Source organism: Mycobacterium sp. NGS54, from assembly GCF_059812465.1.
Map to the genome: position 1 here is coordinate 264,118 of NZ_JCALCS010000002.1, position 25,480 is coordinate 289,597.

The 25,480-nt window shown below is 64.9% G+C and carries 19 protein-coding genes; 8 read left to right on the top strand and 11 right to left on the bottom strand.

Annotation, left to right across the window (positions count from 1 at the left end; genetic code table 11):
• The first annotated feature begins 38 nt into the window (after positions 1 to 38).
• From AC5Y5E_RS05890 to AC5Y5E_RS05900, 3 genes are all read left to right on the top strand, one after another.
• Positions 39 to 1,484: a condensation domain-containing protein gene (locus tag AC5Y5E_RS05890; protein WP_499902052.1), complete on the top strand. Its 1,446-nt coding sequence runs from the start codon at positions 39 to 41 to the stop codon at positions 1,482 to 1,484.
• Positions 1,485 to 1,533: 49 nt separating this feature from the next.
• Positions 1,534 to 2,784, top strand: a complete 1,251-nt coding sequence (locus tag AC5Y5E_RS05895; protein ID WP_499902053.1) for a glycosyltransferase — start codon at positions 1,534 to 1,536, stop codon at positions 2,782 to 2,784.
• A 458-nt stretch (positions 2,785 to 3,242) separates the two neighbouring features.
• Positions 3,243 to 4,172 carry a DUF4436 domain-containing protein gene (locus AC5Y5E_RS05900; protein WP_499902054.1) on the top strand — a complete coding sequence of 310 codons (930 nt, stop codon included), beginning with the start codon at positions 3,243 to 3,245 and terminating at the stop codon, positions 4,170 to 4,172.
• 133 nt (positions 4,173 to 4,305) lie between these two features.
• Here the strand turns inward: AC5Y5E_RS05900 and AC5Y5E_RS05905 are convergent, their stop codons facing one another.
• From AC5Y5E_RS05905 to AC5Y5E_RS05915, 3 genes are read right to left on the bottom strand one after another with little or no spacing between them, the layout of a single operon-like run.
• On the bottom strand, positions 4,306 to 5,139 hold the full coding sequence (locus AC5Y5E_RS05905; protein WP_499902055.1) for a glycosyltransferase family protein: 834 nt from the start codon (positions 5,137 to 5,139) through the stop codon (positions 4,306 to 4,308).
• Positions 5,139 to 6,386: a glycosyltransferase gene (locus tag AC5Y5E_RS05910; protein WP_499902056.1), complete on the bottom strand. Its 1,248-nt coding sequence runs from the start codon at positions 6,384 to 6,386 to the stop codon at positions 5,139 to 5,141. Before AC5Y5E_RS05910 ends, AC5Y5E_RS05905 begins: the two co-directional genes overlap by 1 nt.
• A gap of 16 nt (positions 6,387 to 6,402) precedes the next feature.
• Positions 6,403 to 7,155 carry a phthiotriol/phenolphthiotriol dimycocerosates methyltransferase gene (locus AC5Y5E_RS05915; RefSeq protein ID WP_499902614.1) on the bottom strand — a complete coding sequence of 251 codons (753 nt, stop codon included), beginning with the start codon at positions 7,153 to 7,155 and terminating at the stop codon, positions 6,403 to 6,405.
• 256 nt (positions 7,156 to 7,411) lie between these two features.
• Between AC5Y5E_RS05915 and AC5Y5E_RS05920 the strand changes: the two genes are divergently transcribed.
• A complete protein-coding gene (locus AC5Y5E_RS05920) occupies positions 7,412 to 11,095 on the top strand; it encodes an MMPL/RND family transporter (protein ID WP_499902615.1) in 3,684 nt (1,227 codons plus the stop codon).
• Between the two features lie 5 nt (positions 11,096 to 11,100).
• Here the strand turns inward: AC5Y5E_RS05920 and AC5Y5E_RS05925 are convergent, their stop codons facing one another.
• Positions 11,101 to 12,855, bottom strand: coding sequence for an AMP-binding protein (locus AC5Y5E_RS05925; protein ID WP_499902057.1), 1,755 nt, complete (start codon positions 12,853 to 12,855; stop codon positions 11,101 to 11,103).
• Positions 12,856 to 12,985: 130 nt separating this feature from the next.
• Here AC5Y5E_RS05925 and AC5Y5E_RS05930 point away from each other — a divergent pair, with 130 nt between their 5' ends.
• Positions 12,986 to 14,323, top strand: coding sequence for a hypothetical protein (locus AC5Y5E_RS05930; RefSeq protein WP_499902058.1), 1,338 nt, complete (start codon positions 12,986 to 12,988; stop codon positions 14,321 to 14,323).
• Here the strand turns inward: AC5Y5E_RS05930 and AC5Y5E_RS05935 are convergent.
• Together AC5Y5E_RS05935 and AC5Y5E_RS05940 are read right to left on the bottom strand one after the other, a co-directional pair.
• Entirely contained in the window at positions 14,276 to 15,250 is a 975-nt protein-coding gene (locus AC5Y5E_RS05935; RefSeq protein ID WP_499902059.1) for a glycosyltransferase family 2 protein, read from the bottom strand. The genes AC5Y5E_RS05930 and AC5Y5E_RS05935 overlap by 48 nt on opposite strands.
• A gap of 25 nt (positions 15,251 to 15,275) precedes the next feature.
• Entirely contained in the window at positions 15,276 to 16,052 is a 777-nt protein-coding gene (locus AC5Y5E_RS05940) for a GAP family protein (protein ID WP_499902060.1), read from the bottom strand.
• A 321-nt stretch (positions 16,053 to 16,373) separates the two neighbouring features.
• Between AC5Y5E_RS05940 and AC5Y5E_RS05945 the strand changes: the two genes are divergently transcribed.
• Both AC5Y5E_RS05945 and AC5Y5E_RS05950 read left to right on the top strand, forming a co-directional pair.
• A complete protein-coding gene (locus tag AC5Y5E_RS05945; RefSeq protein ID WP_499902061.1) occupies positions 16,374 to 17,339 on the top strand; it encodes a GDP-mannose 4,6-dehydratase in 966 nt (321 codons plus the stop codon).
• Positions 17,336 to 18,427 (top strand): glycosyltransferase family 4 protein, encoded by a 1,092-nt coding sequence (locus AC5Y5E_RS05950; protein WP_499902062.1) that lies wholly within the window; start codon positions 17,336 to 17,338, stop codon positions 18,425 to 18,427. The genes AC5Y5E_RS05945 and AC5Y5E_RS05950 overlap by 4 nt, the downstream gene beginning before the upstream one ends.
• A 31-nt stretch (positions 18,428 to 18,458) precedes the next feature.
• Here the strand turns inward: AC5Y5E_RS05950 and AC5Y5E_RS05955 are convergent, their stop codons facing one another.
• Complete coding sequence (locus AC5Y5E_RS05955) at positions 18,459 to 19,256, bottom strand: class I SAM-dependent methyltransferase (protein WP_499902063.1); 798 nt, start codon at positions 19,254 to 19,256, stop codon at positions 18,459 to 18,461.
• Between the two features lie 283 nt (positions 19,257 to 19,539).
• Here AC5Y5E_RS05955 and gmd point away from each other — a divergent pair, with 283 nt between their 5' ends.
• Positions 19,540 to 20,559 (top strand): GDP-mannose 4,6-dehydratase, encoded by a 1,020-nt coding sequence (gene gmd / locus AC5Y5E_RS05960; RefSeq protein ID WP_499902064.1) that lies wholly within the window; start codon positions 19,540 to 19,542, stop codon positions 20,557 to 20,559.
• 9 nt (positions 20,560 to 20,568) lie between these two features.
• On the opposite strand, the gene AC5Y5E_RS05965 is transcribed toward gmd, so the two are convergent.
• The 4 genes from AC5Y5E_RS05965 to AC5Y5E_RS05980 form a co-directional block, all read right to left on the bottom strand.
• Positions 20,569 to 21,516, bottom strand: a complete 948-nt coding sequence (locus tag AC5Y5E_RS05965) for a glycosyltransferase family protein (protein ID WP_499902065.1) — start codon at positions 21,514 to 21,516, stop codon at positions 20,569 to 20,571.
• Entirely contained in the window at positions 21,513 to 22,472 is a 960-nt protein-coding gene (locus AC5Y5E_RS05970; protein ID WP_499902066.1) for a UDP-glucuronic acid decarboxylase family protein, read from the bottom strand. Before AC5Y5E_RS05970 ends, AC5Y5E_RS05965 begins: the two co-directional genes overlap by 4 nt.
• A 20-nt stretch (positions 22,473 to 22,492) precedes the next feature.
• Positions 22,493 to 23,809: a UDP-glucose dehydrogenase family protein gene (locus AC5Y5E_RS05975; RefSeq protein WP_499902067.1), complete on the bottom strand. Its 1,317-nt coding sequence runs from the start codon at positions 23,807 to 23,809 to the stop codon at positions 22,493 to 22,495.
• Between the two features lie 190 nt (positions 23,810 to 23,999).
• Positions 24,000 to 25,445 (bottom strand): hypothetical protein, encoded by a 1,446-nt coding sequence (locus tag AC5Y5E_RS05980; RefSeq protein WP_499902068.1) that lies wholly within the window; start codon positions 25,443 to 25,445, stop codon positions 24,000 to 24,002.
• Positions 25,446 to 25,480: the final 35 nt, after the last annotated feature.

Here is a 25,480-nt window from a genome sequence, read left to right on the forward strand (position 1 = left end):
TCGACTGTATTGCTTAGGCCGGTATTAAGGAGGGAAACGTGTTCATAGGTGGAGGCTCTGAGCACGACAGCCTGCGAGTTGGCAACGCGTACGACTGGTACCCGGGTGCGGGATCAGTCGTGACGTGGCAGCCCACGCCCGGCTGCATCGTGAAGGCTCGGCAGGCCCCGGTGAGCCCGGTGCCGCCCAGCTCGATGCAGGCGGGTCACATTCGTGGGTTCGTCGAGTTCGGCGAGCGCGGTCTCGACTACTCGCGAGCGATCATGGGTTCCTGGGATGTGCCCGGCCGCTGCGACATCCGAGCCATGAGCTACGTGATCAACGCGCACCTTAGGCGTCACGCGACGTACCACAGCTGGTTCGAGTACACCGAAGACAAGAACATCATCCGCCACACCCTGAAGAACCCGCGCGACATTCAGTTCGTCGCGAAGGAGTACGGCGTGATGACGGAGCTCGAATGGCGCGACCACGTGCTGGCCACGCCCGACCCGCTGCAGTGGGACTGCTTCAGGTTGGGCATCGTCCAGCACGACGACCGCTTCTCGCTGTACGCGGTCGTGGACCACCTGCACTGCGATCCGATGTTGCTCGCGGGGCTGTATGTCGAGATCGTGATGAATTACACCGCGCTCATCGAGGGCAAGGCGCCCGTCACGCTGCCGCCGGCGGCGAGCTACGACGACTTCTGCATGCGCGAGCACCAGATCGTGTCGGGGATGACGTTGGAGTCCCCCGAGGTGCGCAAGTGGATCGAGTTCGCCGAAGCCAACGGCGGGACCCTGCCCGACTTCCCGCTGCCGCTGGGCGACCAGTCGATTCCCTGCGGCGGGGACACCCACGTGGAGCGGCTGCTGGGCCCGGAACAGACGGCCCAGTTCGAGGCCCTCTGCCGGCAGGCAGGCGCCCGGTTCAGCGGTGGCCTGTTCGCCTGCGCCGCCCTGGCTCACTACGAATTGACCGGCGCGGAAACCTATTACGGGCTCACCCCCACCGACAAGCGGAAGAGCCCGGCGGACTTCATGACGGTGGGCTGGTTCACCGGCGTGGTGCCGTTCACCGTGCCCGTCGACCCGAACTCGTTCGAGGAAACGGCCCGCGCCGCGCAGGCCTCCTTCGACGCGAACATGGATCTGGCGAACGTGCCGTTCGACCGCGTGCTGAAATTGGCGCCCTGGCTCCGTAAGCACGGACCCCAGTTCACCATGATGAGCTACATGGACGCGGGCCTTCCTCCCCTGTCAGGCATCGTCGCCACCGCCCTGGACGGCGTGAACGCGACCGCGTTCACCGATGGCCGCAGCCCGGCGTACATGTACTCGACGGTGTTCCGGCTGTTCGACGAGGTCTCGATCATGGTGTCCTACCCGAACAACCCGGTTGCCCGCGAATCCGTGATTCGCTACACGGAGGCCTTGAAGTCGGTGTTCGACCGGGTCGTCGCGGGCAAGCTGGCCGCGGTTCCGGTTCGCGTAGCAAGGTAAGCTGCGAAGCGCTTCGTCCCCGAGCGAAGTGGAAGGCTGAGCTCCGTCGATGAAGTTTGTCTTGGCGGCCCACGGTACCCGCGGCGACATCGAGCCCGGCGCCACGGTCGGCGTGGAACTGCGGCGCCGCGGGCACGATGTCCGAATGGCGGTGCCGCCCAACCTGGTTGACTTCGTCGAGTCGGCCGGGGTGCCCGCCGTCCCCTACGGTCCGGACACGCGCGAGCAGGTGGTGGCCGTCGCCGACTTCACCCACAACGCATTCAAGCCCCAGAACCCGGTCAACTTCATGCACACCTTCAGGTCGCTTTTCGTCGAGGGCTGGGCGGAGATGAGCCGGACGCTCACCTCGCTGGCCGACGGGGCGGATCTGCTGCTGACGGGCCAGACGTACCACGGGGTGGTGGCGAATGTCGCGGAATACTACGACATTCCGGTGGCGGGGCTGCATCACTTCCCGGTGCGGGTCAACGGTCAGATCGGCGTTCCGTTTCTGCCGTCGCCGGCGCCGGCCGTCCGCACCACGCTGTCGGCGGGCTGGTGGCTGTATTCGCGTTTCACCAAGCCCGACGAGGACGCGCAACGCCGCGAACTGGGTCTGCCGCGCACGACGGTTCCCGCGTGGCAGCGGATGGGCGACGGCGGAACGCTCGAAATCCAGGCGTACGACCGAGCACTGTTCCCAAGGCTCGCGGCGGAATGGACTGGCAAGCGCCCCTTCGTGGGTTCGCTGACCCTGGAGTTGGCCGCGGACACCGACGACGAGGTCGCGTCCTGGATCGCGGCGGGAAAGCCGCCGATTTACTTCGGTTTTGGCAGCACGCCGGTCCGGTCCCCCGCCGAGACGGTGGCCATGATCGCCGACGCCTGCGCCGAGTTGGGCGAACGGGCGCTGATCTACTCCGGCGCCGAGGGTTCGCAGCCCGCCGCGGATCGTGAGCACATCAAGCTGGTCGGGCATCTCAACTACTCCGCGATCCTGCCCACCTGCCGGGCGGCCGTGCACCATGGCGGGGCGGGCACGACGGCGGCGAGCCTACGAGCCGGACTCCCGACGCTCATCCTGTGGGACGTGGCCGACCAGTTCATCTGGGCCACTCAGGTCAAACGGCTGAAAGTCGGTTCCGCCAAGAAACTTTCGCACATGACCCGCAAATCGTTGGTCTCCCAGCTCCGCAAGATCCTGGCACCGGACTGCGTGGCCCGGGCCCGCGAGATCGCACCGCAGATGTCCAAACCGGCCGTGGGCGTGGTGGCCGCCGCTGACCTCCTGGAGCAGACCGTCCGCGTCGGGGTCTGAGCCGACCCGCATTCTGTGCGTTGATGCAGCACAAGACTTCTGCCGTTTGCTGTAATCGCCGCTCCGTTTGCCCGGCGTCAATTCCCACCGGAGGAGCGGCGCTAATCCCCCGTCGATGGCGCCAGCGCGCCGGGCATCGGATACCGACTGGATTTACGGAACATAAACGGCGACAACGAATATGGCAATTCGATTCAAGTGTGCAACATCGAAATCGTCCGGCTGTGCGCGCGCGAGAAACGTCGATTACGGTCTGCCGAGACGGTCGGATATGGCTGCGCGGTGTTCCCTCTCGCCAAAGCCTCTCGCGAGTCGGCGGCAATGGGCACATGGGCGGCCAGGGAAGCCTGTCTGTGTGGTTGGGCCCGACCAATGCTGTTGCGCCGTCGATCTGAGAGGATCGGTGTCAGTTTGGCCGGGCCGCATTTCGTACTGGAAACGAACCAGGGGGATCCCTCATGAAGGTCGCCATCGGCAGCACCGTCGCCTGCGTCGTCTTCATTGCCGCCTATGTCACCGCGGTTGCGTTGTATGCCAGTACCGGATTGGGACGGCCCAGTGAGGTCAGAGCAGGACAGCTGGCGACTGATGGCACCTCGGTTACCGTGGACCTGGTGGATGTTCAGCCCATCAACGGCGTTCTGGTGGCGAACATTCTCGTTGCACCGGGGCCCCAGTTGCTCGCACCGCACACCCACATCCTCGCGCAAGAATTCAGTGTCGCGGTCACCTCGGCTGTGACGCCCACCAAGCGCACCTGGCCAAAAGGCGACGTGCCCGGTGTTTTCCAGGTTTCCATGAGCATTACCGGCGACCCTGCTGAATACCCCTTGGATCACTACCGCTCGCGGCCGATCACCGTCGAGCTCTTCCGGGGCCCAGCTCAAATACCGGAACGGGCCGCGGTGACTTTTGTCGACCGGTTGCGCGGCTGGAAGGTCTCAGTTGAAGATGCCGCCCGGAAGATTTCCGATCCAGTCGACCCAAAGTCCGTGTCTCAGGACTACCGCGTGCTGGTGCAGCGGTCCCCAAGTACCGCCGCGATTGCCACGATCATCCTCTTTGTCCTGACCCTCATCGCGGGTATGGGGCTATTCGTCGCAGTCCAAACAGCGCGAAACAAACGGAAATTTCAGCCGCCCATGACAACCTGGTACGCGGCAATGCTCTTTGCCATTGTTCCCCTGCGCAACGCGCTTCCGGATTCACCACCCATGGGATGGTGGGTCGATGTCACAGTCGTTGTCTGGGTGATCCTGATCCTGGCACTGTCGATGCTGCTTTACATCTTCTGCTGGTGGCGGCACTTGCGACCCGAAATCGGGACCCAGCATGACTGCTCGCGTATGCCAGATACGCACCCGTGCGCGCCACCGACAAATCATTAGATGGTGATTACCGAGCAGGTTCGCGTGTGGGCGTTCTCGCTATTCCCACGTTGACTGGGTTTACTCCCGCATCCGCCCCGGCAGCCATTCGGCCCTCATCGGCGCAGGGCCTTGAGCTCGTGGCGAAGGGGCTCTACGGTTGCCGGCTGGCGGCGGCGTCGCGCCCGACGAGCGGGAACGACTTGTACCACTTGCGGTGGTGCGCCGCCCCCATCTCGCGCAAGATCCCCATGGCCGCGAACCAACCGTGCGTCTTGCGCAACCCCAGGATCATCGCGCGGCTGGAGCCCCAGTGGTACTTCAAGCCGCCGAAGTGGACCTTCGCGGTCCGGCGCCCGAAATGGTTGACGTAGGCCATTTCCGTCGTATAAACACCGAATCCGGCTTTGCGTGCCCGCAGCGCGAGGTCGAGATCGAGCCCCCAGCCGTAGCGCCCGAAGGTGTCGAGATCCATTCCCCCCATTGCGTCCCAGCATTCCCGGGACATCGCCAGCGCCGTCCCCTCGATGGCGGGCACCACCCGATACCGCGGTCGCGGAACGTAACTCGCTGCATCCGGTATCCCCCCGACCACCGCGTAGGGGAACCCGATGTTGAACAGCGGCCCCACCATCCCGACGTCCGCGGGCAGGCGCGGGTCGAGCAACGCGGCGACGAATCCGCGGGAGAGCCGGGTGTCGTTGTTGAGCGTCATGGCGTGGGAGTAGCCCTCCGCGAACGCAGTTCGGAAACCGAATTCGCTGCCCCCGGCCCACCCGAGGTTCTTACCCGGTGTGGCCACGCGTTCGTTGCCGATCTTGGGGTAGTCGCCGCGGTTGTCGACGATCAAGTAGTCGGCGCCCTCGCGCTCCAAATCGGCTATCAGCGCGTGTGTGTACTCGTGCTGCCCGTAAACCGGCACGGTGATCAGTAGGGACACCACCGGAGCGTACCGCGAGCCGGGCGACCCCGCGGGGCGTTCGGGCATCAGCCGAATCCGTCGCGTCGGGCGGCCTTTTCCAGCAGATCGGCGGCGCCGGCGACGCTCTCGGCGGGCTTGGTCATCCGCGAGGCGATCTCACGCGCCCGGCCGACATACGCGGGCGCGAGGACCGAGCGGAGGTCGGTGACCAACGTTTTGCGGGTGGTGCTCGAGAAGCGACGGGCCGAGCCGACTTTCAGCTGCTTGATCTGGGCCGCCCAGATCGGCTGATCGGAGGTGATCCAGAGGATCAGCGTGGGGACGCCCGCGCGCAACCCCGCGGCCGTCGTGCCGGAGCCACCGTGGTGCACGACCGCGCGGCAGGTCGGAAAGATCGCGGCGTGATTGACCGCCGCGACGACCTTCACATGATCGAAATCCGGAACGCCGCCGTCCTGGGCGCGCGAGCAGACCAGGGCTCGCTCGCCCAGCTCCGCGCAGGCCCCGCCGATCATGGTGACGAGATCCGCAAGCGACCCGACGGGCATGCTGCCGAACCCGAAATAGATCGGCGGCTTTCCGGCGGTGATCCACGACGCGACCTCGTCGTCGGCATCGGTCGGCGACTCCATGGTCAGCGCGCCGACGAACGGCCGCCGGGTGCCCCATTCCGCGGCCAACCCGGGAAAGCAAAGCTCGTCGTAGGCCTGGATCTCCAGCGCGCCAAGTTCTGACATGCGTTGCGGCGCGGGGCAAGTGGCCTTCGGCAGGCCCAAATCCCGGCGCTGCGCGTCCTCGGCGCCCCGGGTGAACCGCCAGTACATCCAGTCGAGGGTTTTCATCGCCGAGCGCACCAGCGGCGCCGGTAACCGCGCGGGAAACGCCACTTGGCCGTTGGGCCGCATCGGGTAGAAGTGCAACGCGGCCAACGGAATGCCGTAGCGCTCCGCGACATTGGCGGCGATTTCCTGATAGAGCTGGCCGGTCAGTAGCAGGTCGACCCCGGCCGCGAGCGGCTTGAGCGCGGCACCCAGCTCCTCGTAGCCCACCCTGACCGGCTCCATGGCCTCGCGCGCCAGCTTGACCGGATTTTGGATCTTCCACGAATTATGCAGGAAGTCCTCGTCCAACTGCTGCTGGGAATCCCGCTGCCCGTAGGCGACGGCGGGCAGCCCGGCCGACTCGACGAAGCCAATCAGGTTGGGCGGCACCGCCACCCGCACCTCGTGCCCCCGGCGCTGCAGCTCCCGGCCGATGGCGGCGCACGGCTCGATGTCGCCGCGAGTTCCGTAGCTCGCCAACGCAAACTTCATGACGGAGTCGAGCCCATCAATCCTTGACGAAGTGGTAGACGCGGTACGAAAACCCCCCGGCGCGGCGCAGATCCCAGTCCATCACCCCGACGCCGTACCGGATCAGGGAATTCATGAAGCCGGGCAGGCGGTCGCTGATCTGCTGCTGGGTCCGCCGCGTGTTGGCGTCCAACCCGCGCTTGGCCTCCGCGTCGACGTCCCGCTCCGAGACCTTCCGCAGCGGCGCGTTGGCCAGCGCCGCCTCCCATTCGGCGACGACGGGAGCGCGGCGCGAATCGGTGTACAGGAAATGCCCGCCGGGCCGCAGCACGCGGGCCACCTCCTCGAGGAAACGACTGAAGTGGGGGTACTGGTGGGAGGCCTCGACGTTGACCACCGCGTCGAACGAGCCGTCGGGGAAGGGCAGGTTTTCCGCATCGCCCTGCACGAAATCCAGGCCGGGAAGCTGGTGGCGTTCCCGGCACTTGTCGATGCTCGCGGGGTTGAGGTCCAGCCCCGTGTAGGAGGCCGGCCCCAGGTTTCGCACGATGTAGGAGGCGCCCCCGCCCGCCCCGCAACTGACCTCCAGCACCTTCTTGCCGGTGAGATCGGTCTGCGAGGCCGTCACGTGATAGAGCTGGATGCAGTAGCGGTTGGGTTCATCGGATGCCGCCAGCGGCAGGCCCATCGGCGGATCCTCTTCGTAGCCGAAGTTGAAGAAGACCACGTCATCGCCGACCTGGCGGGTGCCGAGGGGCAAGAAGTACTTCGTGGTGAGCTTGCCGACCAGTGGGTTGGATTGCAGGCGGTATTTGAGAGCCACGGGGAGAGTGTTGCACGGATCCGCGGCACTACACGCCGAATAGCCGCCTTGCCGACTTCGCGACCAGCAATTGCGCGTCTGACCTGCGCGTTCACCCAAAGATCACAGCAATGTCACGGTCGCCGCGCAGATCTTGATTACCCCACGCGAGTGTGGGCCGGATTGTAGGGTGGGTTGGGTGTCGAGCCGGACTGGCACGGGCGAGGCAGCCAAGCCTGGGGGAATCTTCGACCGCATAGGCGACATCGTCGTGCGGTGGCCCCTGCTTGTCATCGCCGCGTGGATCGGGGTCGCGGCCACCCTGGCGCTGGCGTTTCCGCCGCTACCGGTGCAGGCCAGCAAGCACGAGCCGAAGGCCCTGCCGGACAACGCCCCCACGGTGCTCCTCAACCAGGAAATGGCGAAAGACTTCGCCACACCCGGCGCCGACTCCGCGGCTAAAGGCCCCGGAGACACCAAAAAAGGCGGGGACGCAGCCGGGGACGGGGGCGGCGACAACCCGTTCGGCGGCGGCGGTTCCCTGCTGATGATCCTGCTCAGCGACGAGAACGGCATCTCGCCCGCGGACGAGGCCGTCTACGCCAAGCTGGTCGACAGGCTGCGACAGGACAAATCCGACAAGCTGACGGTGCAGGACTTCCTGTCCAGCCCCCAGATGCGCGAAGTCCTGGCGAGCAAGGACGGCAAGGCCTTCATCCTGCCGATTTCGTTTCCCGGTGCCGGCACCGCGCCGTCGACGATCGCGGCCTACCACCACGTCAAAGAGATTGCCAAAGAGGTCACCGCGGGAACCTCGCTGACCGCGCATGTCAGCGGACCACTGGCCACCATCGCCGACGCGACCGCCATGGCGCTGGAAGACGCGCACTTCATCGAGATCTTCACCGTGGCGGCCGTGCTGCTCATTCTCTTTATGATCTACCGCAACATCATCACCATGTTGGTCCCGTTGATCAACATCGGTGCGTCCATCGGAACGTCGCAGGGCGTCTTGTCCGCGGCGAGCGAGATCGGCCTGACGGTGGGCCTGCAGTCCCTCGTCCTGATGACCGCGGTCATGGTCGGAGCGGGAACGGACTACGCCGTCTTCCTGATCAGCCGCTATCACGACTACGTGCGACACGGCCACCATTCCGATGAAGCGGTGAAGATGGCGTTGATGTCGATCGGCAAGGTGATCGCCGCGTCGGCGGCCACCGTCGCGGTCGCATTCCTCGCGATGGTCTTCACCAAGCTGGACGTGTTCTCGACCGTCGGCCCGGCCATTTCGATTTCGGTCATCGTGGCGTTCTTCTGTGCGGTGACCCTGTTGCCCGCCCTGTTGGTGCTCGCCGGGCGTCGCGGCTGGATCAAACCCCGACGCGAACTCACCACTCGCGTGTGGCGGATCATGGGAACGCGCGTCGTGCGCCGGCCAAAAATCCACCTGATCGGCAGCCTGATCGTGCTCATCGGGTTGGCCAGCTGCACCAGCGTGATGCGCTTCAACTACGACGACCTCAAGACGATGCCCTCGTCGGTGGACAGTTCCAAGGGATATGACGTGATGAACCGCCATTTCCCGGCCAACTCCTTGACGCCCATGGTGTTGTTCGTCAATTCGCCATCCCACGACCTGAGGACGCCGGCCGCCCTTGCCGACCTCGAGCAGATGGCCGCCCGGGTGAGCCAGCTGCCCGACATCACGATGGTGCGGGGGCTGACCCGGCCCAACGGCGAACCGCTGGAGCAGACCAAGATCTCGTTCCAGGCCGGCGAGGTCGGCAACAAGCTGGACGACGGATCCCGCCAGATCACCGAGCACGGGAGCGATCTGGACCGGCTGGTCAACGGCTCCAATCAGCTGGCTGACGCCCTGGCCATGCTGCGCGATCAGGTCAGCGGCGCCGTTTCCAGCCTGGGCCCGGCGGTCTCGGCGCTGACGGCGATGGAGCAGATGGCGGGCGGCGATAGCACGATCGCCGCGCTCGACCAGGGCGCCGCCCTCACCGGGCGGATGAAGACGCTCGGCGACAACCTCAACATGTCCACCACGAACACCGAAAACATCGCCGCGTGGGCCACCCCGATGTTGAACGCCCTCAACAACAGCCCCGACTGCAATGCCGACCCCGGGTGCGTGAGTTCGCGGTCGGGGCTGGCCGCGATGGTGCAGGCAAACAATGACGGCACGCTGAACTCGATCAAGATCATGGCCCGCAACCTGCAAGCGGCCGGGAAATCACAAACCGTGGGGCAGACGCTGAACACCGCTCAGCAAACCCTGACCCAGGCCTCCAGCGCCATGAAGACGATCCGGGACCTCCAGTCCACCATGGCCAACGCGCAGCAGGGCGCCAACGCCCTCGCCGACGGCAGCCGCGCCATCGCCGGCGGGGTGAAGCAACTCGTCGATTCGACCAGGCAGATCGGTAGCGGCCTCAACGAGGCGTCGCAGTTCCTGCTCACCATGAAACACGACACCGACAACAAGCCATCGATGTCCGGTTTCAACATCCCGCCGCAGATCTTGACGCGGGACGAGTTCAAGCAGGGCGCCGCGATCTTCCTGTCCCCCGATGGTCACTCGGCGCGCTACCTGATCCAAAGCGCGATCAACCCGTTCACCACCGACGCGATGGACCAGATCCCGAAGATCATCAAGGCCGCGCAGTCGGCGCAGCCGAACACCGATCTCTCGGACGCCAAGGTGGCAGTGGCCGGCTTGCCGAGCGGGCTTGCCGACACGCGTGACTACTACAACAACGACATCGGCTACATCGTCTTCGCCACGATCATGATCGTGTTCCTGATCCTGGTCGGCTTGTTGCGGGCGGTCGTCGCGCCGCTCTACCTGATCGGCTCAGTGCTGCTTTCCTACCTGTCGGCAATGGGTTTGGGCGTCTTGGTGTTTCAGCTGCTGCTCGGGCAGAACCTGCACTGGAGCCTGCCCGGGCTGTCGTTCATCCTGCTCGTCGCGGTCGGCGCCGACTACAACATGCTGCTCATCTCGCGCATCCGCGACGAGTCCCCGCACGGCGTGCGGGTCGGCGTCATTCGGACCGTGGGTTCGACCGGGGGCGTGATCACCTCGGCCGGCCTCATCTTTGCCGCCTCGATGTTCGGGTTGATGAGCGCCAGCATCTACACCATGGCCGAGGCCGGCTTCATCCTCGGGATGGGCATCCTGATCGACACCTTCCTGGTGCGCTCGATCACGGTGCCGGCCATGGCCGCGCTGATCGGACAGAAGAACTGGTGGCCTTCACACCTCGGCAAGACGCCCGCCCAGGTTGTCGCGGCGCACCAGAAGAAGCAGCACCAGCTCGATCAGCTGACCGACCAACTGGTCAAGATGAAGGTGATTCCCAGCCCGGCCGCGTTGGCCCCGGCGGCCGCTTCCCCGGCGGCGAACGGGGCCCATGAACCGTGGATTCCCGACGACCTGCTCGTTCGCCTGAAACTCGTTCCCCCTGGGCACAAGCCGCGGACCAAGTCGCGTCGGACCCGGCCCACCGCCGCCGCCAAGCCGACGCCCGGCGTCGCGGCCGCCAAGAACGGGAAACGGTCCAAGCGCCAACGCATTTCCAACCACGCCCTTCCGCTGTTCGACCTCAGCGGTCTGCCCGGTCACGTGACCGACGACCTTCGCGATGCGGCGCCGGATTATGGCCCGGCCCCCAACGGCAACGGCAAGCGCAGGGGCGACGGCTACCTCGGCCACTCGCTGCCGCTGTTCGGCCAGGACTTCCTGTCGCCGCGACCAATCACCGTCGGCGCCAACGGAAACGGGCATTCGAACGGCAACGGACACAGCGAACAATCAGCGGACGACGACCTCGGCAACCCGCTGCCGCTGTTCGGGACGGGCGCACCGGCGCAGCAGCCCACCAACGGCAACGGGCGCGGCAAGCACCCGCTCCTGTAATCCGCTTAGCCGTCCAACCGGACGAACTCGTCCTGCCGGTAGAGCTCGACGCACTGCGATCGCCTGATCTTGCCGCTGGTGGTGATGGGAATCGAACCCGGCGATACCAGAACCAGATCCGCCACCTTCAGCCCGTGTGACTTCGAAATCGCCGACGTGACTTCGCGTTTCACGCCGCGCAGCTTGTCCGCGGCCTCCTCCTCGGAGCCGCCGCGCTTCTTCATCTCGATGATCGCGACCAGCTTCTCGACGCCCTTGTCGGGCACCGCGATGGCCGCGCAACGTCCCGCGGTGATCTCCTGGATCGTCGCCTCGATGTCGTCGGGCGAATGGTTGCGCCCGTAGACAATCAACAGGTCCTTGATCCGGCCGATGATGAACATCTCGCCGGTGGAGAAGAAGCCCGAGTCGCCGGTTCGCAGCCACGGGCCTTCGGGTGTGCCCGGCGACGGCTCGACGATCTTCGCGCGGAACGTGCGCTCGGTCTCGTCGGGCTTCTGCCAATACCCGGCGGCGACGTTCTCGCCGTGCACCCAGATCTCGCCGACCGTGCCCTCCGGGCACTCGCGACCGGTGTCGGGGTCGACGATGCGGTGCAACATCGATTTCGGGTCGCCGTAACTGACCAGTGGTGTGCCGCTTCCGGTTTCACAGCGCACCGCCTCGCCGCCGGGCAGCTTCTCGGAATCGAAGTAACCGATCTCGGGCGGGTCGCCCACCTGGCGGGTCGACATGTACACCGTGGCCTCCGCCATGCCGTAGCAGGGCCGCAGCGCCCGGGGATCGAAGTTGAAGGGCGCGAACCGGTCCGTGAATCGCTTGAGGGTGGCCGGCTGCACCCGCTCGCTGCCGTTGAGGATCGTGTGAACGACGCTGAGGTCGTGCCCGACCATGTCGTCGTCGGAGGTCTTGCGCACCGCGAGCTCGTAGGCGAAGTTCGGCCCGGCCGAGATCGTGCAGTCGTTCTGGGCCATCATGTGCATCCAGCGGGCCGGTCGCTGCAAGAAGCCCACCGGGCTGGACAGCACCGTCGGTACGCCGGCCAGGATCGGCATGATGATCCCCAGCAGCAGACCCATGTCGTGGTAGAGCGGCAGCCAGGTCACCACCGTCATGCCGGGAGGCGCCACCCCGCCCTCCAGGGCGAAGAAGTCGCCCATGATCTGCTCGAAGTTGGCGAAGACGTTCTTGCTGGAGACCATGACACCCGCGGGCGTACGGGTGGAGCCGGAGGTGTACTGCAAGTAGATGAAGTCCGACCCGTCGTTGGCGCCGGGTCGGGGCCGCGGGCCGGTGGGCCGCTGCCGTGTCTCGAGGTCCAGCAAATCGAGTTCGACGATCGTGGGCGCGGATTGCCCCTGCTGCGACTGCACGGACGCGGCAACGTTGTCGATGACCGCGGACGTCGTCAGGACGACGGCGGGCGAGGTGTCGGCCAGCACCGAGATGGTGCGTTCGTCGTGCGCACCGCCATAGGGAACCGAGAGCGGAACCGCGACCAGCCCGGCCTGGAGGGCGCCAAGGAAACCCAGGACGTAATCGAGTCCATTGGGAGCGAGGATGAGCGCCCGATCGCCGGTCGACGCGCTGGCCCTCAGCTGTTCGCCGAGGTTGACGACGCGCTTGTACAGCTGCGACCACGTCAGGGTGTGTGGGACGCCGTCCCAATCCTGGTCGTAGTCAAGGTATGTGAAAGCTGCGTCGTTGGGCTGCAGGCTCGCGCGTTCGCGCACCACAGCGGGTATGGATGACTGAACCACGGAGAACACACTACCTTCGTCGAAAGCGTTTACGGCCCGGAACGGGCAGCTTACAACCGCACCGCCCCGCGGTTTCCCCCCACGCACAAAGCGCTCCGCCCCTGGTGGCGAATAAACTACTGTGTACGCGGTGGACAATCGACTCGCACACATGGACCAGGCGTCTTTCCTCGGTCTGCGGGCGCTTGGCTACGGGGCGCACGTGCAGTTCAACTGGATCTACAACCGCCCCGCAAACATTGACGGATTGCGCCGCTTCCACCGAAATCTCGGATACGGGTTGCTGGGGCGGCTGGTCGAACCGTCGCCGCTGCCTTTCGCCCGTGATCGATGGGTCGTATCCCGGGGACCCGAAGACATCGAGATCGCCGAAACACCGCGCTCCCGTGCGGATCTGAACGCGTGGCTTCATGAGCGGGCGTGCCTGCCCCTGGATCCCGAATACGGGCCCGGTTGGCATATCGGGGTCCTCCCCCTCGATGACGGGGGGACCGCGGTGTGCCTGACGGCGTCGCACACCCTCGTCGACGGCCTCGGCATCCTGCAGGCGATCTCCGACGCGGCAACCGGACGGACCCGCCACCTGGGCTACCCATCCCCCGATTCGCGCCGCCTCGGGCGGGCCGCGCGCCAGGATGCCCGGCAAACGATCGCGTCGGCTCCCGAGCTGGCGCGGGCGGTGGCGGCGGTGGTGCGCATCGCCCGGCGCCGGCGCAAGGACGTCGTCGCCTCGATGACGTCCGCACCACCTTCACCGCGCCGGGCCGCCCCCGATCGTCCCGTCGTGGTGCCGTATCTGACGGCCTATGTGGACGTGGCGCGCTGGGACGCGTGCGCGAAAGGCATTGGCGGGAACAGCTTCACGCTGCTGGCGGGGTTCGCGGGCAGGCTCGGCGTGCGAATGGGGCGCGTCTGCGACGACGGAACCGTCACGCTGGCGTTCCCGGTCAGCGACCGCACCGAGGACGACACCCGCGGCAATGCGGTGGTGTTCCCCACCATCTCCGTCGACCCGGCCCACCTGTCCTCCGATCTCGGGGAGGTCCGTCTCAAGTTCAAGCAGGCGTTCGCCGACCTGACGGAGATCACCGAGGAGCTGCTGGGACCGCTGCCGCTCGCGGCGCTGGCGCCCAAATGGGCCGCGCGCCGCGCGGCGGGAATGGGATTGGGTGCCGCCAGCCATCCCATCGGCTGCTCCAACGTCGGGGACATGCCCCCGGCGACGAACCGCCCGGACGGGACCGAGGCCGACTACGCCGCCGGGCGGCTGATCGAACCGGGCATCAACCGGCGTGCCCTCGAGCGCATGGGCGGCCAGCTGTTCGTCGCGTCGGGGCGGGTGCACGGAAAGATCTTCCTCGCGGTCAACGCCTACCTCGCCGGGCGGACGAACTCCCAAGCCGCGCTGCGCGAGGACGTCTCACGCACGTTCGAGGAATTCGGCCTTGCCGCGGAAATCCACGGCTAGCGCGCGGGCGCGGGAAAATTCGCGAAAAGGCGCCCGCGCCAAGGTCTTCAGATGCTGTGCCCGCTGCGGCCCGAAGACCGCGATCTCCACGGCCAGCGCCAGCCACGCGGGAAACCACCAGAGTCGCGCGAGGATTCGGATCGAGCGGGGAGACGCCGGGTCGACTGCGAGCCAACTGAGAATGCGCAGCTGATCGAGCAGGTAGCCGCGGGACTTCATCAGGTGCGTGGTTTCGGTCCCCTTCATGTGGCTGCGCACCGACAGTTCCCGGGGCACAAAGCAAACGGTCGACCGCAGCATCAGGCGCAACCAGAAATCCACGTCGACGAGCTGGTAGATGTCGGTGCGCAGGCCCCCCGCGTCGAGCGCCAGCTGGCGGCGAAACATCACGCAGGTGGGTTCGCCCACCCAATTTTCCTTGGCGCCGCGCAGCGCGACCTGGCGCACCAACGACGGTCCGTCGTTGCGTTCCCGCAGGTTACGGAAGCGCGAGTGCATCTTGCCGTACCGGCGCTGCCACCGCTCGTCGTCGCCCACCACCTGGCGCGGGGCGAACGCGAGCCCGACCGCCGGGTCCTCGAAGCACCGCGCCAGTGTCGCCAGGGCGCCGGGCAGCAGCCAGTCGTCGCCGTGCACGAACTGGACGCACGTGCCCCGGGCCAGTTCCAGGCATTTGTTGTGGTTCCCGTTGAGGCCGAGGCGGGGCCGATTCTTGACCAGCCGGTCCCCGGGCCGCAGCAGCGCGGCGGCGACAGCGGCGCCGTCGTCCGACGAATCATCGTCGGCGACGATGATCTCGAAGTCGGCGCCATCCTGGTCCAGGATGCTGCGCAGGCAACGCTCGATGGTGGCGCCGTTGTTGTACATCGGCACGCAGACCGAGACCAGCGGGATTGCAGGCGGATCGTCAACCTGATCGGGATTCACCGATGTGGCGCCCTCGGCAGCGCTATCAGAGAGCGGCAACACCCTGGGTCACCCACACGACCCCCCCGAGACCCAGCACGGCCTGGGTGATCTTCAGGCGGTAAGTCAGCAGCCAGGTCTGCATCTTCAGCATGAGCGCCAAGGTCTTCTCAGGCCTGACCAAGTAGCTGACCAGGGGAATCTCGATGACCGCGAGCACCATGAACGTGAAGACGATGAAGACGGAGAACTGCGTGAAGATGCCCGTCCCCGAGGCCATGATGAAGGTCAGCAAAATCACGCCCTCGTAGGGGGGAAACGTCGATGCGGCGCCGACCACGAACGCCGGCCAGAGCGCATCGCCGCTCAGCATCGCCTGGGTGCGCGCGCCTAGCCGCGCGAACAGGCTCTTGGGGCGCTCGTCCTCCACCAGGACCGCCGTGTTGCCGCCACCCACGGTTGTCTCGATTGGCGGCCCAACCGGGACCCGGGCCGCCGCCCGTTCGCGGGCCAACATGACCGCCAGGATCACCAGTGAGAGCACGCCGACGGTGATCATGAGGCGCGGGCCGGAGAAGATGATGACCGCTGCCCTGACCTCTGCGATGGCGGCTGAGGCGGCTCGGATGGCCGCCAACGCGACGTCACGCATCCCTAGCAGCACAATTGTTGCGATCGCGACACCCGATACGATGCCGCCCAGCCAGAAAGCGAACAGGTTCAGCATGGGTCGCCGCCGAGACAACATCACGACGGCAAGCCCCAGCCGCACGGGATCGATCGCCATCCCCAAGCCGGCTACCACCAGTAAGGCCCACATCATTGAGGACGCTACATTGCTGCCGCGTATCCCGTGGCGTTACTGGCGAATTCGTTCGTTGGCCCACGGCGTGCGCACCGCCACCACCACAGCGTCGAACATGTCGGCGAACCGTGCGACGTGGCGTTTAGGCGCCCGATCAACGCAGGCCCCGCGCCCACGTGTGAGCACCCGGGGAGCGGGCTACTTATTGCGCTACCCGTCCGGGGGTGATCCAGGGGTTCCGACGGCACCTTGGATGGTTCAATAGGGGCCAATGGCGGCTTAACGTGCGCATACGCCGTGCTCACGGGTATCCGCGCCAGGAAAACTAGGAAGGGCGGCATGAGGGCGCTCATCTGCGGCATCTCAGGCCAGGATGGTGCGTACCTGGCGCGCCTGCTGCTCGACAAGGGCTACGAGGTGTGGGGAACCTCACGCGACGCGCAGATCGGTGGATTCGCGAATCTCGCGGGCCTGGGCATTCGGGAACGCGTGCGCCTGGAATCCATGGCAGCTAACGATTTTCGCAGCGTCCTGAACGTGCTGCGCAGGACCAATCCGCAAGAGGTCTACAACATGGCGGGGCAAAGTTCGGTCGGCCTGTCGTTCGAGCAACCCGTGGAAACGCTCGAAAGCATCGCCGCGGGGACGCTGAATCTCCTTGAGGCGATACGCTTTCTCGACGAACCGATCCGCTTCTATAACGCCGGGTCAAGTGAGTGCTTTGGCGACACGGCAGGTCGCGCGGCGAACGAAGAGACGCCGTTTCGTCCCCGTAGCCCCTACGCCGTGGCGAAGGCGACGGCGCATTGGCTGGTTGCCAATTATCGCGACGCATACGGATTGCACGCGAGCACCGGCGTGCTGTTCAACCACGAGTCCCCTTTGCGCCCGGAACGTTTCGTGACGAAGAAGATCGTCGCGGCGGCGGTCCGCATCGCCAGGGGCGCCCCCTCGCGTCTCACGCTGGGCAACATCGAAGTCAAACGAGACTGGGGCTGGGCTCCCGAATACGTGGACGCGATGTGGCGCATGCTGCAACAGTCGCGCGGCTCGGATTTCGTGATAGCGACAGGCGAGAGCCACACGCTGGGAGAGTTTGCGGAGACTGCGTTCGCGCAGGTCGGACTGGACTGGCGCGAGCATACGGACCTTTCGGAGGCACTGGTGCGCCCGACAGACATCGCAGAAGGGCTTGGCGATGCATCGCGGGCACGGGAAGTCCTCGGCTGGTCGCCGACCTACCGGATGCCCGACGTCGTCAAGGCAATGGTGGAGGCCGAGTGGGCTTTGAGTGAGCGCCGGTGAAAGTCGCGTTCGACCACCAGATCTTCGCTTTCCAGCGGTATGGCGGCGTCTCGCGCTACTTTTTCGAGCTCGCTCGCCGCCTGCCGGACCACAACGTGTCGGAGGTGTCCATCGTGGCTCCGCTGCACGTCAACAACTATCTGACGGCGGATTCCGCCCGCCCCTTCACGCGGGGCAGGTATGTCCCGTACACCTTCAAAGACACTGCGCGCGTCGTAGGGGCCGTCAACCGGTTCGCCGTGCCGATCGCACTGCGGAAGGCGAATCCAGACATCCTCCACGAGACCTACTACGCCATCAAGCCCATCGGTAGGGCACGGCGCCGCGTTGTCACCGTCTACGACATGATCCACGAGCTGTTCCCCGAAGAGTTTCCCGACGCCGCGCAAGCAACCGCTGCCAAGCGAGCCGCCATCAATCGCGCCGACCACGTCATCTGCATTTCCGAAAACACGCGCCGAGATCTCGTCAGTCTCTTCGGCGTCGACCCGGCGCGCACAAGCGTTGTCCACCTGGGTTATTCGGTGGATGTTGACACGCCCGCCGAGCAGGAACATACGGGCAGGCCCTCCCTGCTCTATGTGGGAAACCGCTACGGCTACAAGAATTTCAAATCTCTGCTGCAAGCCTTTGGTAGCTCTCCGATATTGCGGGAATTCGACCTGGTGGCTTTCGGCGGACAGCCGGTGCTGCCCGATGAGCTCGAAGAGATCGAGCGACTCGGTGTTACGGACAGGGTGCGGTTCGAGTCCGGATCGGATCGTGAGCTCGTCACGCGCTACGGGTCGGCCACCGCGTTCATCTATCCGTCCAAGTACGAGGGGTTCGGGATTCCTCCGCTCGAAGCCATGAGCTATGGGTGTCCGGTCGTGTGCAGCGATGCGGGCCCCATCCCGGAAGTGGTGGGCGACGCCGGGGCCTATTTCGATCCCAACAGCGTCGAGGACCTGCGGGCGACCCTGGAACGCGTCGTGACCAGCGACGAATTGCGGACGGATCTGCGGGACCGCGGCCAGGCCCGGCTAGCATCCTTTTCGTGGGATGATTGCGCGGCGGCCACCGCACAGATCTATCGCGACCTGGTGTAACTCTCGCCGCAGGCGACTCCCACGCCGGGTTTCAGCCCGTGACGGCAGCTATCAGCCGCTCGTGGTCGGCCCAGGCGCGGGAACCGAGCGCGCGGCGCGGCAACCAGGACAGAAGTCCTGAAACACGTGGCGACATTAGGAAACGCAGGGCCAGCGGGTTGATTTTTGCTCGCGTCCAGATATGGAACGTTCCCGCGCTGTACAGGCGCATGCCGAAGCGCTTTCCTATGAGCTCCAGCGTCCGTTTCTGATAGAAGCTGATGTGCTGTCCGGTGGCAAAGCAGTAGTACCACCACGCGTCCGGAGCGGGAGGCTCGCCGGAGAACAGCTCCGTCGAAAAGATGATCGTGTCGGTGCCGGAGCTGCCCAGGAGCTCATCTACGAAGGCCACCGGGTCTGGCAGGTGCTCCAGCACTTCGAAGGCGGTAACGGCTGTGTACGGTAGCTCCCCCGCCTCGCTCATCTCGAAGCCCCTCGCGACCAGGTTGGGGCTGTATTTGTCGGCCCAGTAGTAGTCGAAGCCGATATCCCGCATCAGGCGGGTGAAAATGCCATAGCCCCCGGCCGCGTCCAGGAACCGACCCCGGTGGTCAAACAGGAAAAACAAGACCAGCGACGTCACCCGTGCCAAGTCGAGGTTGCGGACCAGAATTCCCGTGTCTGCGGACGCCACGGGGCTGTCATAGGCTTCTTCCAGCCAGTAAGGCTCTTCCGTCTGCAGTCCGCCACAGTCAGCGCAGAAGTAGTAGCGACATTCGTGCTTGCCAAGCACCTCGTGCTCGAACGCCGTCCTGGCAGCGGAACCGCAAATTCGGCACTGCACGGACATACCCACCCTCCCAAACGTCTTCCGCATATCGACGAGTGCGGAAGAAGGCAGTCATAGCTCGATGCCATGGCCAGCGACCGGCTGCGCCGAGCGGTCGACCGTATCCACAATGTAACTAACCTGGGCGCCGTTCGGCGCCCGTTTGCCAGCTGTAGCACCAACTCGCGCTGGGTAGGACCTCTACTATGAAGCGACGGCAATGCGGGGCGTAGCGGAGTAGCGCCAGTGGGCCCACGATCCAAGGACTTGGGCAGAGGTCTGCATCGACAGGGGTGAGAAATTGGTGAAGCGAGCGCTGATCACTGGAATCACGGGGCAGGATGGCTCCTACCTGGCCGAACTGTTGCTCAGCAAGGGCTATGAGGTCCACGGGCTCATCCGCCGAGCCTCCACGTTCAACACCTCGCGGATCGATCACCTCTACGTTGACCCGCACGACCCCGATGCCCGCTTGTTTTTGCACTACGGGGACCTCATCGATGGAACCCGCTTGGTCACTTTGCTCAGCACCATCGAACCGCACGAGGTGTACAACCTCGCGGCGCAGTCGCACGTGCGCGTCAGTTTCGATGAGCCCGTGCACACCGGCGACACCACTGGCATGGGATCCATGCGACTGCTCGAGGCCGTCCGGCTTTCCAAGGTGCACTGCCGCTTCTATCAAGCGTCCTCGTCGGAGATGTTCGGCGCGTCGCCGCCACCGCAGAACGAGCTAACGCCGTTCTATCCGCGCTCGCCGTACGGTGCCGCGAAGGTCTACTCGTATTGGGCGACCCGCAATTACCGGGAAGCGTACGGATTGTTCGCAGTGAACGGCATCTTGTTCAACCACGAATCCCCAAGGCGCGGCGAAACGTTCGTGACCCGCAAGATCACCCGGGCCGTGGCGCGCATCAAGGCCGGCGTTCAGTCCGAGCTGTTCATGGGCAATTTGGACGCGGTCCGCGACTGGGGATACGCGCCCGAATACGTCGAAGGCATGTGGCGGATGCTCCAGGCGTCCGAGCCGGAGGACTTCGTTCTGGCGACGGGACGCGGCTACACCGTGCGTGAGTTCGCCCAAGCGGCATTCGAGCACGCCGGACTGGATTGGCAGAAGCACATCAAGTTCGACGAGCGTTATCTGCGGCCCACGGAGGTGGACGCGCTGATCGGCGACGCGTCAAAGGCCGCCGAAACGCTTGGTTGGACGGCGTCTGTTCACACTGGCGAGCTTGCGAGGCTCATGGTGGACGCCGACATCACCGCACTGGAGTGTGAGGGCAAGCCGTGGATCGACAAGCCGACGCTCGCTAGGTCATAACGAGGCCGGCTAACGGTTCTGCCGGCGCTTAGTCGCCCGATTGGCGAGCAGCTTGATGGCGGAGGCCGCGGTATTGAACCGCAACGGCGAGCTGTCTGAGTGCGCAACACGAAGTTTCGCCTCCAGCTCATCTATGTCAGAGCTCGCCAGCGCGATCGCCGGATGGGTGAGGGGCCATTGCAATTCTTCAGCGTCCAGCGAGGAGTAAACAGTGTCCCCCGTCGTGTGCGTCGCCTCGGCGTGAAAGCCGATGTTGCGTACTAGATTCCGGGTAGGCGCAACGGAAAGGCCCGCGTTGGCCCATATGCTGTAAACCCACTGGTAATCCCAGGTGTCGATATTGCCGTCGTAAACGCTTTGAAAGACCGATTCCCACTGGTAACGCTCACTGCGCCTCGGAAGATATTGGTCAAAGAGCTTCCTATCCCTGATCTCCGGCCAGCGCGTCATGTTGAGGTCATACTTTGCCCAGGCCCGCCTCCAGGTGGCCCACCCCCACACGTGTGGATATCTGGAGAAGTAGTAGCTGTCCGACGTCGCCACGCGCCCGAATAGATGATTGTCCCCGGAGATCATCATGATGCGCTCGTCGCTCTCGTAGCGATCGAGGAGTTCAGCACAGTACTGGAAGAACGAAGTCGAGGCCACGCAGTCGTCCTCGAGGATTATCGCCTTGTCGACTTGGTCGAAGGCCCAGCCGATGCCGGAAGAGACACGCAACCGGCACCCCAGGTTAGTGTCCGAGAAATTGGTCTGGACTTCGCAGTCCCAGTCGACCTCTTTGGCGATTTCGCGTGTCTCTGAGCACTTCTCAGCCTCGCCGGGCCTATTCGCACGGGGTCCGTCGGCAACGATCAGCAGCTTCTGGGGCTTTGCGGCCCGGATCGTCTCGAACACCTGCCGCGTGGTGTCCGGCCGGTTGAAGACGATGAAGATGATTGGGGGCGTCGTTGTCACAGTCCGGTCCTCGGGGTGGTTCTGGGCTTGAAGTATTCGATCGTCCGCGCGACACCCTCCTCGAAAGTGACTTTCGGGGCCCAATCGAGCTCGGACGCGGCGAGGCTGATGTCTGGTTGGCGCTGTTTCGGGTCGTCGGGAGGCAGGGGCTGGTAAACGGTGGGCGAGGTCGATCCGGTCATTTCCTTGATGAGGGTTGCGGCCTGCTCGGCGGTGAATTCGCCTCTGCTGCCAAGGTTGACGGGTCCGACGAACGAGGGGTCGCTGGCGGCCATTCTCACGAGTCCCTCGATGAGGTCGTCTACGTAGCAGAAGGACCGGGTTTGGCTGCCATCCCCGAACACCGTGATCGGTTCACCCGCCAGCGCCTGGGTGATGAAGGTGGCCACGATGCGCCCGTCCGCGGGGTCCATCCGCGGGCCGTAGGTGTTGAAGATGCGGACGACCTTGATTCGGACGCCATAGCGGCGCGCGTACTCGAGCATCAACGTCTCCGCGATTCGCTTACCCTCGTCATAGCAGCTCCGGGGGCCGAAGCAGTTGACGTTGCCCCAATAGCTTTCGACCTGGGGATGGACGGTGGGATCCCCATAGACCTCGCTGGTGGAGGACTGAAGTATCGTCGCTCCCTTCTGGTGCGCCAGTTCGAGGAGATTTCTCACGCCGGTGTAGTTCGTCTCGAGGGTGAACAGCGGATCGCGCTGGTAGGTCAGCGGCGAAGCCGGGCAGGCCATGTTGAAGACGACGTCCAGCGGGCCCGCCGCAGCCGCATCGATCGGTTGCGTGATGTCGTGCTCGAAGAAAACAAAGCCCGGGTCATCCTCGAGGTGACTGATGTTCTCGCGACTACCCGTATAAAAGTTGTCGAGTCCGAGAACCTCGACGCCGTCGCGACGAAGGCGATCACAGAGGTGGGATCCCAGGAAGCCGGCCGCCCCGGCGACGAGGGCTCTCATTCGTTTCTTTCTCCTAAGTTCTAGTTCCGGCCCATGCCGTAGTACTCAAAACCCTCGGCCCGCAGGCGCTTTGGGTCATAGATGTTTCGGCCATCGAACACGACGAAACCTCGCATTATCGACTTGAGGCGCTGCCACGATGGCCGCTGGAACTGCTTCCATTCGGTGACCAGAAGCAGGGCATCTGCGCCCTCGGCGGCCTCGTACATATTCTCGGCGTACTCGATCGAGTCCCCCAGCGCCTTTTTCGCCTGCACGGTCGCTTCGGGATCATAGGCCCGTAGTGTCGCCCCCATCTCGACCAGCCGCCTCGCGATGACGATGGAGGGGGCCTCGCGCATATCGTCGGTCTGGGGCTTGAAGCTGAGGCCCCAAAGCCCGAAGCGCAGGCCTTCCAGGGTCGTCGCAGGCGACTGGCCTGAAAAATGGGTCACGATCTTGGACACGAGGGCGGATTTCTGCCCGCTGTTGACCTCGTCGACCGCACGCAGCAGGCGCGAGTCCGAGCCCAGGCTCTTGGCGGTATGTATAAGCGCCTGAACGTCTTTCGGCAAGCAGGAGCCACCATATCCCACCCCGGGGAACAGGAATTCATAGCGGATTCGCCTGTCCGCGCCGATCGCCTCCCGCACCGCCGAAATGTCTGCGCCGGCCTTCTCGCACAGGTTCGAGATCTCGTTGATGAAGGAAATCTTGGTCGCCAGGAAGCAGTTCGCCGCGTATTTCGTCATCTCGGCGCTCCTGATGTCCATGGCGATCAAGGGATTGAACGTGCGCAGGAACGGCTCGTATACCTCACGCATAATGTCGAGGGCGCGCTTTGAGTCGCTGCCTATCACCACGCGATCGGGCTTCATGAAGTCCGCGATCGCCGTCCCCTCCTTTAAAAATTCGGGATTGGACACGACGTCGAACTCGTGCCTGGCCTTCTTGCCGACGATCGCCCGCACCTCGTCGGCAGTGCCGACGGGCACGGTGGACTTGTCGACAACGACCTTGTAGCGGTCCATATACGACCCGATGTCATCGGCCACGGAGTAGACGTAGGACAGGTCCGCCTCGCCACCCTCGCTCATGGGCGTCGCGACGGCGATGAAGATCACGTCTCCGTGCTCCACCCCGCGCTGTTTGTCGGTCGTGAAGTCGATGGACCCCATCTCCCGGCTGCGTTCGATGAGCTCGGCCAGTCCCGGCTCATAAATCGGAACCTCACCCTCGAGAAGCCGGTCTACCTTCGCCTGGTCGATATCGACGCAGACGACCTCGTTGCCGCTGTCTGCCAGGCACGCGCCCGTGACCAGCCCGACGTAACCGCATCCGATCACCGAAATCTTCAAGATGACCCCTTCATCCTCTAAGTCGATCGCCGCCCATAGTCTCGCAAGCGCGACGTTCCCATGTGGTTTTAGCGAACGATCGTCGGTGGCGCCTGAGAGGTGAGGACGAGCCGCAGCAGGTCATCGCCGTCCGAGTGGATATCGCAGACGCGACTCGCCACCAGGGCAGCGGCGCCTCCGTCCGGCAACATCAGTGCGGCCCGGCGGGCCGAAGACTTTCCTCCGGTGATGATTTCGTCACCGGCTCCGCTGCCGACGATGTAGGACTCGCATCGGGATCTGGGGGGCCTTGCGCCCGGGCCAGCCCGTCGTCGCTGCCACGCGGGGAAACCGGTCGACGCGCGTAGGAAACGATGATGACGGCGCACGCGACCAGCCATATGAACGGGGTCAAAAACGTCGTGGAACCGGTGACCGTACGGGTCCCGATACCGGGAATCTCAACAGTGCTAATCGGGATAGGTAGCGCGACCTGGGCGACGCTGAGCGCCGCGGCCACACTCACGCAGATGCCAACCGCGCGACGGCGGTCGCCCCGCCTTGCGAGCCGGTCGAATAGCCCGCTTCCGGGCGGCCCGTCGGGGTCTCGAGCGACGAGTGCGGCGATCGGTAAAACGCATACCAGGTAGTAATAGAGGGTTTGTGGCGGGAAGAGTGTGGCGGTGACCAGCAGCACAATGCCGACCATGACCGGCGGCATACGTCGTCCCAGCGCCAGCACGCAAACGACCACGGCGACCAGAACCACGTACCCGACCGCGGATCGCGGACCAATGAGAAAGTCCTCCGGAATCCTGCCGCCGGTCTGTGCGAGCTTGATGTTATCCGGGATCAGAAACACGGCTTTGCTGAAAGAGACGTTCCGACCACTGAAAAGCACCGCATTGGAACCATTGAAGTCGCGGAAGTTGTGGATCGACTCCCCAATTGTCCCGGGAAAGCCCCCCGGCCACGCTAGATACGCGGCGATATTGGAGACCAGGATGCCGGCGATGGCGAGGCCGCCCCACCGCCACCGTCGGGCGGCGAACAACGTCACAGCCAATACAGCGAACGGCGGCTTCACCAGCGCCGCCAGCACCACCATGATCGTGACGAGGCCCCATTGCCGCCGGCACAGCCCGACCAGCAGAACCAGCGCGATTGGTACCAGGAACCCCGTCGAGTTTCCCCGATCGATCACCATCCACGCCGGTACCGCCGCGGCGCCCAACGCCACGAAGACCACCACCCGTTCCAGACCGCATGCCCCGCGGGCCGCCCAGACCGCGGGAGAAAGGACCGAGATCGTCAGCGCGACCAGATAGCCGATCAGCCCCAGCCGCGGGGCGCCCAGCAATTTTCCGAGAAGCCCGAACAACAGGTGTGGGATCATTCCGGCTGCCGGATACTGCATCCGCACCAGCGGGTGCGGCGGCAGCAACGGGTAGGGCGCCCAGGGATCGGGTCGCAACACGGCTTTCACAACCATCGAGTAGTCGCTGAAACAGTGGCGACCGATATGAATTTCCGAATCGACGTAGCAGTCCTCGGGGAACGATACGAGAGAGGAAAGCACGTCGACCGAGTAGTACTGAGTCAGCACGTAAATTACGGCTCCCGACAGGGCGGACCCGATCAGGATGATGCCGAGCATGATGGACCGTTCGGACTCGCTGGCGACCGCCAACA